The following is a 13,543-nucleotide window of genomic DNA, read 5'->3' on the forward strand; positions in this document are numbered from 1 at the left end:
TTGTTCAGACGGGCAAGCTTCCTTCCCGCTGCAATTCTTCCACCTGGGCAACGAGTTCCTGAAGCAGGAACTCGATGAAAAGGCTCGTCGCCGCGTCCATCGAGGCTCTTGCCCGCGTGAACAGCTTCATCGGCTGATGGTGCGTTCGCGCGGCGTTAAGCGGGCGGAAGACCAGCTCGCCCCGCCGGCATTCTTCCAGAACGTCGAGTGGATTGAGCAAGCTGATGCCGATGCCGCGCCGGACAAGCTGGCGAACTGTCTCCGAGGAATTCGTTTCCAGAATCGGCTCCACAGGGATCGGCACGGAAGACAGCACCAGGTTGATCACGTCCCGCAGGCTTGTGCCCGACTGGGCCAGGACAAGACGCTCCTGAACCACATCCACCAGATCGACCGGACCGGTTTCCTGCGCCAGCTTGTGATCCGGTGGAACCACCGCACCGATGGGGATGTCGAAGGTGGCCAGTGTCCGCAGGCCCGGCGTTGCGGCGATGTTGAAGCCGAGACCGATGTCGACTTCGCCGGTTAGGACCGGATTGATCGTGGTCGTGCCGCCATCGCTGCGCAACTTGATGTGGACGCGCGGGTTCTTCTCGATGAACTTGGCAATGATTGCCGATAATGGCCCGGAGGCAAGGCCGACAGTCGTCACCAGCGAGACCTGACCTGCCTGCGGCATCTTCAACGCCCTGATTCTGGTCTCAAGCCTGGCATAGTCCTTCAGAACGCCGCGGATATGCTCCACGCACAGCTCTCCGGCTGCGGTCAGCCTCAGTCCGCGCGGCAGGCGCTCGAACAGGGGCACACCGAATTCTTCTTCCAGTGCAAGGATTTGCCGGTTGATGGCAGAGGATGATACGTTGAGCCGGTCAGCGGCCTTCCGGATGGAGCCGCAGCGTGCGATCTCGTCCAGATACAGCAGTTTGCGGGAATGCAGCAGGGCCAACTTGTGCCTCCTTTTTGTGCACGCGGCACAATTGATCGCCAGAAATGGTAGCGATGACTATAAGGCATCGCTGCAGGCGAATTTTGATGCTTTTCAACGTGCGCTGCAAGAGATCAAATATTTTCGGAAATGTGCGGTTTTACGGCAGTTTTGTTTTATCTGGAGGGTACGAAATGACAGTTTTCCCATCTGCGAAGACGCTTCTCGCAGCGGTTCTTCTCACCGGAACCGCCACTCACCAGGCAATGGCGCTGGATGAGGTGAGCTATGGCACCAACTGGCTTGCCCAGGCGGAACACGGCGGTTTCTACCAGGCTGTGGCCGATGGCACCTACGAAAAATACGGACTGAAGGTCACCGTCGTACCGGGCGGCCCGCAGGCTGCCAACGATGCGCTGCTGATCTCCGGCAAGATCGATTTCTACATGGGTGGAACGCTGAAGGGCTTCGACTACGTCAAGGAAGGCATTCCGCTGATCAACGTCGCCAGCATCTTCCAGAAGGATCCGCAGATCCTGGCCGCTCATCCGGACCAGGGCATCGACAAGTTCACGGACCTTGCCAAGCTTGAAACCATCTACATGGGCAAGGACGGCTACGTCACTTACTTCGAGTGGATGAAGAAGAACTTCGAAGGCTTCTCCGACGCCCAGTTCAAGCCCTACACCTTCAACCCGGCGCCGTTCATCGTCGATCCCAAGTCCGCGCAGCAGGGCTACCTGACGTCCGAGCCGTATGAGATCGAAAACCAGGCCGGTTGGGCGCCGAAAGTGTTTCTTCTGGCCGACGAGGGCTGGACGCCCTATTCGACCATGATCACCACGTCCACGAAGCTGGTCGAGGAAAACCCGGATCTGGTGCAGCGCTTCGTCGATGCCTCCATCGAGGGCTGGTACAACTACCTGTATGGCGACAACACCGCGGCAAACGAGCTGATCAAGAAAGACAATCCGGAGATGACCGACGGTCAGCTCGCCTATTCCCTCAAGAAGATGAAGGAATACGGCATCGTCGATTCCGGCGACACGGAAGAAAAAGGCATCGGCTGCATGACGGACGAGCATTTCAAGGGGTTCTTCGATACGCTCGCGTCGATCGACGTCGTGGATGCCTCCCTTGATTACAAGAAGTCCTACACCACCGAGTTCGTGTGCAAGGGCGTCGGCCTCGATCTGAAGAAATAAGCCGGTTCCGGCACACCCATTCCGCTTCGCACGGCAGCGTGCGGAGCGGCCGCCTCCAGATACAGAGTTGAGTATGGTCATCGCCGAACAGGGCAGCGCAGAAACGAAGACGCCGTCGGCCCGCAGTCTGAAATCGTCTCGCCCGCTGGTGGCGATGGACAATGTTTCGAAGGTTTTCTCCAACGGGACGCTGGCCTTGTCCGGTATGTCCATGACGGTCCGTCCCGGAGAGTTCATCAGCCTTCTGGGGCCCTCCGGCTGCGGCAAGTCGACCGCACTCAGGATCATCGCGGGCCTCGGTGGAGTATCGGAAGGCGAAATCGACTGGCCGAGCTTCCGGATCAACTCCAGGGGTCTTCCTGACGGCGAAATCAGCTTCGTGTTTCAGGAACCGACGCTGATGCCCTGGCAGACCGTGTTCGGCAACGTCTATCTGCCCTTGCGCCTCAAGGGCGTTTCGAAAAAAGCGGCATCGGAGCGGATCCTGACCGCGCTGGAAAGCGTGGGACTGCAGGACTTCGCCGGCGCCTATCCGCGCGAATTGTCCGGCGGCATGAAGATGCGCGTCTCCATCGCTCGCGCGCTGGTAACCGAGCCCAAGCTGCTGCTGATGGACGAACCTTTCGCAGCGCTTGACGAGATCACGCGGCAGAAACTCAATGACGACGTGCTGGCGCTTTGGAAGGCCACCGGCATCACGGTGATCTTCGTGACCCACTCCGTCTATGAATCCGCCTATCTGGCGAACCGCATCGTGGTGATGAAAGCGCGGCCGGGCCGCGTTCATTCGGATTTTCCCCTGCACACCAGCCTGGAGCGGGATGTTCAATACCGCACCTCCGAGGAATACAGGCAGGCCTGTGCGGAAGTCTCCACCATGCTGTTGGAAGCCATGGGAGGCGAGGAGCACTGATGTCCACAACCGCAAATGAAACGCTGACATCCCCCGACTTGCCGAAGGAAACGGATGGCAAGGCGCAAGCCCTTGGCAAAAAGCAGTCATCGGCCCTCAAATTGCCGACAAAGGAAAGCGCAGCAGCGGCCAAGCGCCGGGAGCGTATTCTGACGGTGCTGGTTCCGATCTGCGTCATCGCCATCCTCATCGCCCTTTGGCAGATCCTGGTCACGGTGAACGATATTCCTCACTACATCCTTCCCGGTCCGGGGCTGGTGGTGAAATCGCTCATGTCGGACTGGCCTATCCTTCTGCCAGCCTTGTGGGTGACGACCAAAATCACCCTTGCCTCTCTCGCCCTGGCGCTGATTGGCGGTGGCGGCATGGCGATCCTGCTTGTGCAGTCCCGCTGGATCGAGACGGCGCTTTATCCGATCACGGTAATTTTGCAGGTCACGCCAATCATCGCAATCGCGCCGCTGATCCTGATTTACGCACCGTCGACGCAGTCAGCGCTTCTGATCTGCGCCTTTGTCGTCGCCTTCTTTCCGATCCTGTCCAACATGGTTCAGGGGCTGAAGAGTGTTGATCATAACCTTCTGAACCTGTTTGAGCTTTATGGCGCTTCGCGCTGGCAGACGCTGATCTATCTGAAGCTGCCCGCCTCCCTGCCGTATTTCATGACCGGCCTGCGGATCGGTGGCGGTTTGGCGCTGATTGCCGCTGTGGTTGCGGAATTCGCGGCCGGATCGGCCGGGGCAGGATCGGGCCTAGCCTTCCGTCTTCTGGAATCCCAGTTCCGTCTCAATATTTCGCGTCTGTTCGCGGCGCTGTTCCTGCTTGCCAGCCTGGGTGTTCTGATCTTCGCTTTGACGTCCTTCATCTCCTGGTGGACGCTGCATCGCTGGCACGAAAGCAGCCTGAAGCGGGAAAACTGATGATGTTCAATCTTCCCAAAACCGGCCGGTTCGCACTGCGCACCGCAACCCTGCCCGCCGCTGTCACGCAAGGGGCAACGCTGCCTGCGCACGAAGGCTTGTCTTCCGCCGATCTGATCATCGCGGATGGCCGGATCGAGGCCATTCTTGCCGCCGGCAAAGCGCCTGCGGATCTCGAAAGCGTGGATCTGCAAAGGCGCATGGTCTGGCCCTGTTTTGCCGACATGCACACTCACATCGACAAAGGCCATATCTGGGACCGGCAACCCAACCCGACGGGCGATTTCGACGGCGCGCTTGCCGCCGTCCGGGCTGACCGGGAGGCGAACTGGACGGCAAAAGACGTCGAAACACGCATGGACTTCTCCCTGCGCTGTGCCTATGCGCACGGCACCAGCCTCCTGCGCACCCACCTCGACAGTCTGGCGCCGCAGCACCGGATATCCTTCGAGGTTTTCGCCGACATGCGCGACCGCTGGAAAGACCGGATCGCCCTGCAGGCTGCCGCCCTGTTCCCGATAGACGCCATCGATGACGAAGCTTACTTCTCCGATCTGGTGGAAGTCGTCGTGGCGACCGGTGGTCTGCTCGGCGGTGTCACCTTCCCGATGCCGGATCTTGCGCGAAGGCTCGATATCCTGTTTCGCACGGCCGCGGACAACGGTCTCGATATCGACCTGCATGTGGACGAGACCCAGGATGCCAACGTCCTGACGCTGCTCACCATTGCGGAAGCCAAGCTGCGCAACGGGTTTGAAGGTGCCGTTACGGTTGGCCATTGCTGCTCCCTCGCGCGGCAGGACGACGACAAGGCCAAGGCGACAATCGACAAGGTGCGGGAGGCGGGCCTGTCCGTCGTGTCCCTGCCTATGTGCAATATGTATCTGCAGGACAGGCACCCGGGCTGCACACCACGCTCGCGCGGTATCACGCTGCTGCATGAGCTGCGCGCGGCAGGGGTGCCCGTGGCCGTCGCATCCGACAACACCCGCGATCCCTTCTATGCCTATGGCGATCTCGACATGGTGGAAGTGTTCCGCGAGGCTGTGCGCATCGCACATCTGGATCATCCGCTCGACGATGCGGCCAGGGTGGTCACCAGCCTTCCGGCGGACATTCTGCAAGTGCCCGAAGCCGGACGGATTGCCGAGGGGCTGGGTGCCGATCTCGTTATTTTCAACGCTCGAACGTGGAGCGAATTTCTGTCCCGTCCGCAGGCGGACCGCATTGTTATGCGGAATGGCATGGGCATCGACCGCTGCCTGCCGGATTATTCTGAACTTGACCCTCTGACGAAAGGCTGACGATGGCCGACTACGAGACAATCAAGGCCGAACTTGACGGCATTGCGGTTGAGGACAATCCGCGTCTGGTTCAGGCGAAGAGCCGCGATTTCTACTGGTATTCGCCGGTTCTGAAGGCGCAGCTCGACAATGTCACCGGTGATCTTCTGGTCTCGCCGAAAAACGAGGCTGAGGTCATCAAGGTGCTGAAAACGGCGTTCGCCCACGGTGTGCCGGTCACGCCGCGCGGTGCGGGCACGGGCAACTACGGCCAGGCGATGCCGCTCTCCGGTGGCATCGTGCTCGACATGTCGAAGATGGACGAGGTCAAGGAAATCGCGCCGGGCCGGGTCGTCTGCGGACCGGGCATCGTCATTGCCAAGCTGGACAAGATCACGAAGGAGCATTCCGGCCAGGAGCTGCGCTTCCACCCTTCAACGGCGCAAACGGCGACCATCGGCGGCTTCATCGCCGGCGGGTCGGGCGGTGTCGGTTCGGTGCATTGGGGCGGTTTGCGCGATCTTGGCAACATCATGCGCCTGCGGATCGTCACCATGGAAGCCCAGCCCAGGGTGATCGAACTTTCCACCTGGGACTTGCAGAAGGTCAGCCATGCCTATGGCACCAACGGCATCATCACCGAAGTCGAAATGCCGCTGACGACGGCCCACGACTGGGTGGATGTGATTGTCGGCCATGAAACCTTCATGGATGCGGTGGTCTTTTCCGACAAGCTGGCACGCAGCAACGGGCTTCTCTTGAAGGAAGTCGCGCCGATTGCCGCGCCCATCCCGTTCGAATATTTCACCCGGCACAAGCCTTGGCTGAAGGAAGGCGAGGCCGTTACCGTGTTGATGGTGGCGCCGCATTCCATGTCGGCAATGCTGGCCCTTGCCGAACGGATGAAAGGCGAGGTCCGCTTCCGCTCGGACGAAGTGGACAGCATGAAGGGCATTCCCCACGCCTATGAGCTTGCCTGGAACCACACGACGCTTCGGGCGCTGAAGTTCGACAACTCCTTCACCTATCTGCAGACCCAGTATCCCGGGCCGGACCATGTGGAGCTTGTGCGCAAGACGACCGAAATGTTCCCGGGCGAGATCTTCGGCCATCTGGAGTTCCTGCGTTTTGACGGTCAGGTCCAATGTTCCGGCTTGCCGCTGGTCCGCTACACGACGGAAGAACGGCTGGACGAGATCATTCGCCTGCACGAGGAAAACGGCTGCCGGGTGTTCAACCCTCACCGCTATACGCTGGAAGAGGGCGGCATGAAGCAGACCGACCAGGTTCAGCTTGCCTTCAAGAAGGAGACCGACCCCAAGGGATTGCTCAATCCGGGCAAGATGATCGCCTGGGACAATCCGGACTTCGACTTCGACGCGGGCAAGAACTACCTCTTCCCGGGCCTCCAGGCCTTTGCCGAGGCTTGATCCCATGCGCGTACTGGTTCTTCATTCCCACCCGCAGGAGCAGAGCTTCGGCCGGGCGCTCTATCACAAGACGTGCGACAGTCTCGCGAAGGCGGGGCACGAGGTTGATGGCTGCAATCTCTACGAGGAAGGCTTCGACCCTGTCCTGTCCGCTCACGACAGGGACATCTATCATACGGTCCCTGAGAATCGGGAGCTGGTCGACAGCTACTGTCAGCGCCTGCTGGCGGCCGAGGGTCTGGTCATCTGCACGCCGGTCTGGAACTTCGGCTTCCCGGCCATGCTGAAAGGCTACTTCGACCGGGTCTGGCTGCCGGGTGTTTCGTTCCATCTGGAAGACGGAACATTGACCCCAACCCTTCGCCATATCCGCAAGATGGCGGCTGTCATGACCTATGGCGGCAGTCGGTGGCGGGCGTTTCTGGTCGGCGATCCGCCGCGCAAGATCGTCAAACGGGTCATCCGGGCACAGATCAAGATCGGCGCGCCGGTGAAGTATCTGGCCCATTACGACATGAACAACTGCACGCCGGCCTCGACCGGCGCGTTTCTGGAGAAGGTCGGCGGGGAAATGGAGCGGTTCTGATACCGCTCCGGGCGGCTCTGGCTAAAAGACCTTCGCCGCCGTCACTTCCACTTCCACCAGAAAGTCCGGGCGCGTGAAACCGCCGACCACCAAAAGGGTCGAGACCGGTTTCAGCGCTCCGGTGTAGCGGTCGCGGACGGCCATATAGTCGGCGAAATCCTCTCGCCGCGTCACGAAGCCGGAAATGCGGATAACATCGTCAAAGCTCATGTCCGCCTCTTTCAAGATCGCGGCGATGGCTTCAAAACAGATTTCGGCCTGACCGGTCACGTCCGGCGGGATCGTGTCATCAGGCGCGATACCGAGCTGGCCGGAGGTCACCAGCAGGCTGGCGCCCGGCGGCACGTAAAGGCCGTGATTATACTGTCCGAAGGGCGTGCGGACGGAAGGCGGATTGAAGGGTTTCTTGTCGGTTGGACCGGCCATGATCGGGGAAACTCCGGAAGTTGCATCTGTCCCATATGTTCCGGCAAAAGGACCGGAAAGTCATTGAAAAAATGCAACTTTTCTGAGTTTGTACTGGCCGTGCAGCACAGCGGCGCGCGCCCGGAATGATCTTGTGCCGGGATCTATTCCGGGTACCAGAGTTTTGCCTTTTCCGCACCGCGTTCGATGATCACGTGACCGTTGGCAAAGACGCGGTAGCCGTGGCTCCAGTCGCCATCGGGCCACTTGATGCGCACATTGGCGCGCTCCGCCACGCCCAGGCCGAAATGAACGAAGCCCATCTGGCCGGATGCATGGCCCGCCCCCACCTGAATGTCCTTGGTGACAGTGCGGTTTCCCGTTTTGACGCTGATCTTGGCACCGACAGCGCGGGCATTGGGCTTGCCCGGCTGGCGCACTTCGACGGCCAGCCAGTTGCCCAGCTGCTTTGGTTCGTCAGCCGTACCCTGGCCAACGTTCCGGAACAGGCTGACCGGACCGGAGCGGTTCACGACCACCAGATCCATCAATCCATCCGCGTTGAAGTCTGCAAGTCCCGCGCCGCGGCCACGCCGGTTCAGTGCGATCCCGGCTGTATCGCCGGTCTCCACAAACTGCCCGTCCCATTGGCCGAGCAGCAGATTGTCCGGATCATAAGCGGCAAAGTCAGGCATCGCTTCCACGTTGCCCTTGGCGATGAACAGATCCCAGAGCCCGTCGTTGTTGACGTCCTGAAACTCCGAGTGCCAGCCGGTAGAAGGTTTCAGGTCTTCTCCCGCATAGGGCCTGTGAGCGGTGACGCCGAGATCGAAGGCAATGTCCTGATAGACCGGCACCGTCTCGTCCGATTCCGGATCGAGCTTCTGCAGCTTGGTGTCGCCCATGCTGGTGAGCGCATATTCGGGAAACCCGTCGACGTCGAGGTCGATGGAGGCAATGCCCATGCCCCAGATCTTCAGGTGTTGCCAGCCATCGGACTTGCGATAGGGGCGAGGCGGGCGGCCGGGTGGAACGGCCCAGAGCTGCTCTTCACCCCCGCGATAGTATTGCCGGTCATTGGAGATTCTGAGCGACGGCTCGCCGGAACGGTTCCAGTCGGTAAACAGCATCGACAAGCTGCAATAGCCGGGCGTGAGGCGGGTTGCCTCCGGATAGCGCACGCTGCCGTCTTCCGCCTTTTCCGGCCGGAACAGGAAGTTGTCGTGGCAGGTGCCCCAGGGCGAGCCGGGGGCGGAGCGGTCGACATAATTGCCGAAGGCGAGCGTCGGGTAGTCGAGCCCGGGTTCGTAGGTGGCGGAAAAGGCGGTGCTCCATTCGCGGCCGCCGTCAAACCTGAGTGCGCGGTTGGCAACCTCGAAGGTGCAGGCGCCCTTGCCTTCCAGGATCAGGTTTTCCCCCAGACGCAGGACGACAAGATCCAGAAGGCCATCGTTGTTGACGTCCAGCGGATAGGCGCCGAGCACGCCCTTCGCCTGCTTGTCGCTGAGGCCGGTGTCCAGAGCTGTGAACGTCAGCGGCCCCGCGACGCGGCTTTCATTACGGTAAAGCTGCGCCGGGTTCTTGCCGCCAGCAAAGAACAGATCCGGCTTGCGGTCGCCATCGCAATCGAAAATCGCGGTGCCGCCACCGACGAAGAATTCCCAAGCACCGTCATAACTGTGTTCGATGCCCGCAGCGGCGGCCTCTTCCACAAACGTAGGAACGGGCGCAACGGACGTCTGCCGGGTATCGTCTGCCAGAGCGGGCGCAGCAGCGGACACCCCCAGCAACACGCCGGCTACGGAAAGAGCGAACCGTTTCATTCGGCGATCTCCAGACTGCGCAGGAAGGCGATGATCGTCTGCTGTTCGGTTTCCGTCAGATCGGCATAGGCCTTGCGGCTGTCGGTTGCCTCGCCGCCATGGGCGAGAATGGCCTCATGCAGCGTCGTGAGATCGCCTCGGTGTCCGTAGGGGGCGGTGCTGCCGATCCCCCATAGCTCGGAGGTGAGGAACACGTCGCGGGCAACGAAGCGTTGGGCCAGAAGTTCGTTGCCGAAGGTGTCGTTGGCTGCATCGGCAATCGTGTGGCGCTTCAGGTCGCCATAAAGGGGAACCAGCACGCGGCCCTGGTCGTCCCGCGGCAGGGCCTTGACCCAGTCCAGCGTGCCGAGATCAAGGTCCAGCGGCGCCGTCACATCGCTCTGGCGCAAGGTGCCGGCGGTGTCGAACGGACCCGGATCCTGAAAGATGAGACTTTCAAGCGGCAGTTCGGGAATGTGGCAGGCGCTGCAGCCAATTGCTCCAAAGAGCGTCTCGCCTTTGTCAGCGGCGTCCTGCCAGACATCCGGCAGATCCTGCTTTCGCGTCGGAGCCGGAAGGGTCGCCTGAAAGGCAACCAGCGCCGAGATCTGGCCGGGCGATATTTCGTTCGTATGGCCGTCACCGTCGAAATCGTCCGTACCCGTCCACACGGCGCCGAACCGCTCGGCGGCCTGCATGCCGTGGTGATCGTTGCTGGCATTCACCGTGAACTGGCGAAGAGAGGCAAAGACGCCCTTCTGGCTGAAGGGCCGTACGGTCAGGTCATCGTCGATCCCGTCGAGGCGGGAAACGTCCAGGGTTCCGTCCGGAAAAGCGGTCAGCTGGCCGAAGGAAACACCTTTTGTCTTCAGGCTGACGGCCTCTTCCTGGCCGCTCGCCCGTGCCCGGACCAGCAGCTCGGTCCGCTGTCGGCGCAGGTCCGTGGTCATTTCCCGGGCAAGCAGCTCGATCAACCCGGCCCCCTGAACCGCAACCGTGTTGCGCTCGTTGGAAAACTGCGGATCGATCGTGTCGAAGTCAGCGCTTTCGAACCCTTCAGACACGAACACATTGGCGGTGAACGCACCGGAGCCACCGATGACAGGTTCATTGTGGCAAGACGAACAGGAATTGGCGTCCATTCCAGCAAGGCGTTGGAATGCCTGGGGGGACTTGCGGCGCACTTTCGTGGGCACGATGGCCGCCGTCGCCTCCGGACGGCCCGCGCCATCCAGCGTGGTGAACTTGGCCTTGAAAAGCTCTTTGCCGAGCGGCTGCAGCACCTCGATCGCATCCTCGCCGGATTGCGCCAGCGCATCGATGTCGACATCTTCTTTGATCGCGCGTTCACTCCACGGCGCAGGGTCGGCGTGCGTGGCAGCGGAAAGGGCGAGGCCGAAGGAAAGGCTGAGGGCAAGGGTGGAAACCGCCGGACGGAACAGGCCGGTCATGCGGTCGCCTCCTTGCCGTCAAGCCGGGCGATACGGTCTGAAAGCGATGTCGCGTTGCCCCGAAAATCCTTGTCGAGACGCTCCATGGACTGGGCGATCAGACCACTGCGGATGAAATCCTCGTTCCACGGCATCACATCCAGGGAGAAATTGTTTCTCAGGTCGGCGACCAGAGCTTCCTCCAGACCTTCCCACATGCCCTTTTCCATGAAGCAGAAGGCGCGCATGGCCGCACCGGTCAGCACAATGCGCTTTGGGTCGATCATCGCGATCACCCGGGCAAGACCGTAGCCAAGAACCCGGCCAGCCTCATGAAAGGCACCGCAGGCATCCTTGTCACCGGAGCTGGCCAGTTCGATCAGCCGGGCAAGGCCGCTGACGCCTGCCTTGATGGTGCCCGGATCCGTGTTTTCCGGCAGGTGCGAGGCCGCGCGCACCAGCGCATAGTCGGACAGATAGGCCTCGAGGCACCCCTTCTTGCCGCAGCGGCAGAGGGCGCCGCCGGGCAGATGGTTGGCATGGCCAAATTCCGCTGCCGTGCCGCTTGCACCGGAAAACAGCCGATTGTCGAGGTAAAGACCCATGCCGACACCGTAATCGAGCATGATGACGGCGAAGGTGCCGCTGTAGCGTGCCGGATCCGACCAGTGCAGCGCTTCGGTGATCATGTTGGTATCGTTGGAAATGTAGCAATCCGCGCCAAAGGCTTCGTGCAATGGTCCGACGACCGGGATCTTGCGTCCGGCAAAGGCGGGGCTCCAGGCCACGACACCTGTTTCCGTTTCAACGACGCCCTGCGCCGCAACGCCAATCTCCCGAACCCGCGAGGAACTTATCCCGGCTTCATCGAGGAACTGCCGAATTGTGCCAATCAGCGTTTCGGGAAAGCTGTCGGCATCTTCCGTGGCGCTGTCGAAATGGCAGCGCTCGCTGCGCACCACCTCGCCGGCGAAATTCACCAGGGCAAGGTCGATGTTGTTCACCGAAAGACGCACGCCAATCGTGTAAACGACGTCCGGATTGAGTTTCAAAAGGGTGCGTGGCCGGCCGCGCGCCTGTGGCGTTTTCGGTTCCTCGCTCTCCAGGCTCAGGATCAGTTCCTGCTCAAGAAGGTCGGAGGTAATGGCCGTCACTGTCGCCGGACTCAGCCGCGTCGTCTGGCCGAGATCTATCCGGGCCATAGGGCCGTTCCGGCGCAGGGCCTGTAGAACAATACTTCTGTTTTGCCGCCGGATCTGGTCCCGGTCCGCCTTGCGTTTCATGCTCGCTCAGCTCTTCCCACGGTGTTTCCTCTGCCCCGGGTTTCTCCCGGTTTTCCTGGTTCTCACCGGGTGTTTCAAACCCTGCGGAACAGTGTTTTGCAAAACCATGTTGACAGGAGCAACGCTTTCCTGCAACTTTTTTTCGGGTACCAAAAAAAATAACAATAAGGCTGTCCTATCTAAAGGCGCCTCGAAAAGGCGCTTCGACATCGACGCATTTCTGGCACATCCGTCCGACGTGGGATGTGCCGACTGGAGGAAACATCGCAATGCGTAAAATCACCACTTTGCTGGCGGGTGTTCTGCTGTCCGCAACCGCACTGAACCTTGCCCATGCAGAAGACATTGTTGTCGGCGTGAGCTGGTCCAACTTCCAGGAAGAACGCTGGAAGACCGACGAAGCCGCCATCAAGGGCGCACTGGAAGCTGCCGGCGCGAAGTATATTTCCGCCGATGCCCAGAGCTCTTCCGCAAAACAGCTTTCCGACGTTGAGGCGCTGATCGCACAGGGTGCGAACGCCCTTATCATCCTGGCTCAGGATTCCCAGGCAATCGGCCCGGCTGTGCAGGCTGCCGCCGATGAAGGCATTCCGGTCGTCGGTTACGACCGTCTCATCGACGATCCGCGCGCCTTCTACCTGACCTTCGACAACGTCGAAGTCGGCCGTATGCAGGCCCGTGCCGTTCTGGCCGCTGCGCCGAAGGGCAACTACGTCATGATCAAAGGATCGCCGACTGACCCGAACGCGGACTTCCTCCGCGGTGGTCAGCAGGAAATCCTGCAGCCCGCAATCGACGCTGGTGACGTGACGATCGTTGGCGAAGCCTACACCGATGGCTGGCTGCCGGCGAATGCGCAGCGCAACATGGAACAGATCCTGACTGCAAACGACAACAAGGTCGATGCAGTTGTTGCCTCCAACGATGGCACGGCCGGTGGTGTAGTTGCCGCTCTGACCGCGCAGGGCATGGACGGCATTCCGGTCTCCGGTCAGGACGGCGATCACGCCGCGCTGAACCGTGTTGCAAAGGGCACCCAGACCGTTTCCGTATGGAAAGACGCTCGTGAACTCGGCAAGGCGGCCGGTGAAATCGCCGTTTCGCTGGCCGATGGCACCGAAATGTCCGCCGTCGACGGCGCGCAGACCTGGACGTCTCCGGACGGCACCGAGCTGACCGCCAAGTTCCTGGCACCGCTCCCGGTCACCAAGGACAACCTGACGGCTGTGGTTGATGCAGGCTGGATCTCCAAGGACGATCTGTGCCAGGGCGTTGAAAACGGCCCGGCTCCCTGTAACTAATAACACTACGCTTAATGTGCGGCCCCGGTTATTCTAAACCGGGGCCGTAACAACAAGGAC

12 protein-coding genes are annotated in these 13,543 nt (G+C 60.9%); 7 read left to right on the forward strand and 5 right to left on the reverse strand.

Annotated elements, in window-relative coordinates; genetic code table 11:
* Nucleotides 1-4 precede the first annotated feature (4 nt).
* Complete coding sequence (locus tag FMN63_RS00635; protein WP_148582378.1) at nucleotides 5-940, reverse strand: LysR family transcriptional regulator; 936 nt, start codon at nucleotides 938-940, stop codon at nucleotides 5-7.
* Nucleotides 941-1,119: 179 nt separating this feature from the next.
* On the opposite strand from FMN63_RS00635, the gene FMN63_RS00640 reads away from it, so the two are divergent.
* The 6 genes from FMN63_RS00640 (at nucleotide 1,120) to FMN63_RS00665 (ending at nucleotide 7,262) form a co-directional block, all read left to right on the forward strand.
* Nucleotides 1,120-2,130 carry an ABC transporter substrate-binding protein gene (locus tag FMN63_RS00640; RefSeq protein ID WP_148582017.1) on the forward strand — a complete coding sequence of 337 codons (1,011 nt, stop codon included), beginning with the start codon at nucleotides 1,120-1,122 and terminating at the stop codon, nucleotides 2,128-2,130.
* A 73-nt stretch (nucleotides 2,131-2,203) separates the two neighbouring features.
* Complete coding sequence (locus FMN63_RS00645) at nucleotides 2,204-3,043, forward strand: ABC transporter ATP-binding protein (protein WP_205513765.1); 840 nt, start codon at nucleotides 2,204-2,206, stop codon at nucleotides 3,041-3,043.
* The gene (locus FMN63_RS00650) at nucleotides 3,043-3,963 is read left to right on the forward strand and encodes an ABC transporter permease (RefSeq protein WP_205513767.1); all 921 of its coding nucleotides are present in this window, start codon (nucleotides 3,043-3,045) and stop codon (nucleotides 3,961-3,963) included. The genes FMN63_RS00645 and FMN63_RS00650 overlap by 1 nt, the downstream gene beginning before the upstream one ends.
* Nucleotides 3,963-5,267 (forward strand): cytosine deaminase, encoded by a 1,305-nt coding sequence (locus FMN63_RS00655; protein WP_148582018.1) that lies wholly within the window; start codon nucleotides 3,963-3,965, stop codon nucleotides 5,265-5,267. The genes FMN63_RS00650 and FMN63_RS00655 overlap by 1 nt, the downstream gene beginning before the upstream one ends.
* Before the next feature lie 2 nt (nucleotides 5,268-5,269).
* Nucleotides 5,270-6,676 carry an FAD-binding oxidoreductase gene (locus FMN63_RS00660; RefSeq protein ID WP_148582019.1) on the forward strand — a complete coding sequence of 469 codons (1,407 nt, stop codon included), beginning with the start codon at nucleotides 5,270-5,272 and terminating at the stop codon, nucleotides 6,674-6,676.
* 4 nt (nucleotides 6,677-6,680) lie between these two features.
* Complete coding sequence (locus FMN63_RS00665) at nucleotides 6,681-7,262, forward strand: NAD(P)H-dependent oxidoreductase (RefSeq protein WP_148582020.1); 582 nt, start codon at nucleotides 6,681-6,683, stop codon at nucleotides 7,260-7,262.
* A gap of 21 nt (nucleotides 7,263-7,283) precedes the next feature.
* Here FMN63_RS00665 and FMN63_RS00670 read toward each other — a convergent pair whose 3' ends face one another.
* The 4 genes from FMN63_RS00670 to FMN63_RS00685 all read right to left on the reverse strand — a co-directional run bounded on the left by FMN63_RS00670 (nucleotide 7,284) and on the right by FMN63_RS00685 (nucleotide 12,182).
* Entirely contained in the window at nucleotides 7,284-7,688 is a 405-nt protein-coding gene (locus FMN63_RS00670; protein WP_148582021.1) for a RidA family protein, read from the reverse strand.
* 143 nt (nucleotides 7,689-7,831) lie between these two features.
* The gene (locus FMN63_RS00675) at nucleotides 7,832-9,490 is read right to left on the reverse strand and encodes a CRTAC1 family protein (protein WP_148582022.1); all 1,659 of its coding nucleotides are present in this window, start codon (nucleotides 9,488-9,490) and stop codon (nucleotides 7,832-7,834) included.
* On the reverse strand, nucleotides 9,487-10,920 hold the full coding sequence (locus FMN63_RS00680) for a di-heme oxidoredictase family protein (protein WP_148582023.1): 1,434 nt from the start codon (nucleotides 10,918-10,920) through the stop codon (nucleotides 9,487-9,489). Before FMN63_RS00680 ends, FMN63_RS00675 begins: the two co-directional genes overlap by 4 nt.
* Nucleotides 10,917-12,182: an ROK family protein gene (locus tag FMN63_RS00685; RefSeq protein WP_148582024.1), complete on the reverse strand. Its 1,266-nt coding sequence runs from the start codon at nucleotides 12,180-12,182 to the stop codon at nucleotides 10,917-10,919. Before FMN63_RS00685 ends, FMN63_RS00680 begins: the two co-directional genes overlap by 4 nt.
* 269 nt (nucleotides 12,183-12,451) lie before the next feature.
* On the opposite strand from FMN63_RS00685, the gene xylF reads away from it, so the two are divergent.
* Complete coding sequence (xylF, locus tag FMN63_RS00690; protein WP_148582025.1) at nucleotides 12,452-13,483, forward strand: D-xylose ABC transporter substrate-binding protein; 1,032 nt, start codon at nucleotides 12,452-12,454, stop codon at nucleotides 13,481-13,483.
* The last annotated feature ends 60 nt before the right edge of the window (nucleotides 13,484-13,543 follow it).

The organism is Stappia sp. BW2, from assembly GCF_008107695.1.
Classification (GTDB): Bacteria; Pseudomonadota; Alphaproteobacteria; order Rhizobiales; family Stappiaceae; genus Roseibium.

Coding starts and splice junctions, on each gene's coding strand:
- FMN63_RS00670 (WP_148582021.1), bottom strand. CDS start 7,688: ATGGCCGGTCCAACCGACAAGAAACCCTTCAATCCGCCTTCCGTCCGC.
- FMN63_RS00640 (WP_148582017.1), top strand. CDS start 1,120: ATGACAGTTTTCCCATCTGCGAAGACGCTTCTCGCAGCGGTTCTTCTC.
- FMN63_RS00645 (WP_205513765.1), top strand. CDS start 2,204: ATGGTCATCGCCGAACAGGGCAGCGCAGAAACGAAGACGCCGTCGGCC.
- FMN63_RS00685 (WP_148582024.1), bottom strand. CDS start 12,182: ATGAAACGCAAGGCGGACCGGGACCAGATCCGGCGGCAAAACAGAAGT.
- FMN63_RS00655 (WP_148582018.1), top strand. CDS start 3,963: ATGATGTTCAATCTTCCCAAAACCGGCCGGTTCGCACTGCGCACCGCA.
- FMN63_RS00665 (WP_148582020.1), top strand. CDS start 6,681: ATGCGCGTACTGGTTCTTCATTCCCACCCGCAGGAGCAGAGCTTCGGC.
- FMN63_RS00675 (WP_148582022.1), bottom strand. CDS start 9,490: ATGAAACGGTTCGCTCTTTCCGTAGCCGGCGTGTTGCTGGGGGTGTCC.
- xylF (WP_148582025.1), top strand. CDS start 12,452: ATGCGTAAAATCACCACTTTGCTGGCGGGTGTTCTGCTGTCCGCAACC.
- FMN63_RS00660 (WP_148582019.1), top strand. CDS start 5,270: ATGGCCGACTACGAGACAATCAAGGCCGAACTTGACGGCATTGCGGTT.
- FMN63_RS00680 (WP_148582023.1), bottom strand. CDS start 10,920: ATGACCGGCCTGTTCCGTCCGGCGGTTTCCACCCTTGCCCTCAGCCTT.
- FMN63_RS00650 (WP_205513767.1), top strand. CDS start 3,043: ATGTCCACAACCGCAAATGAAACGCTGACATCCCCCGACTTGCCGAAG.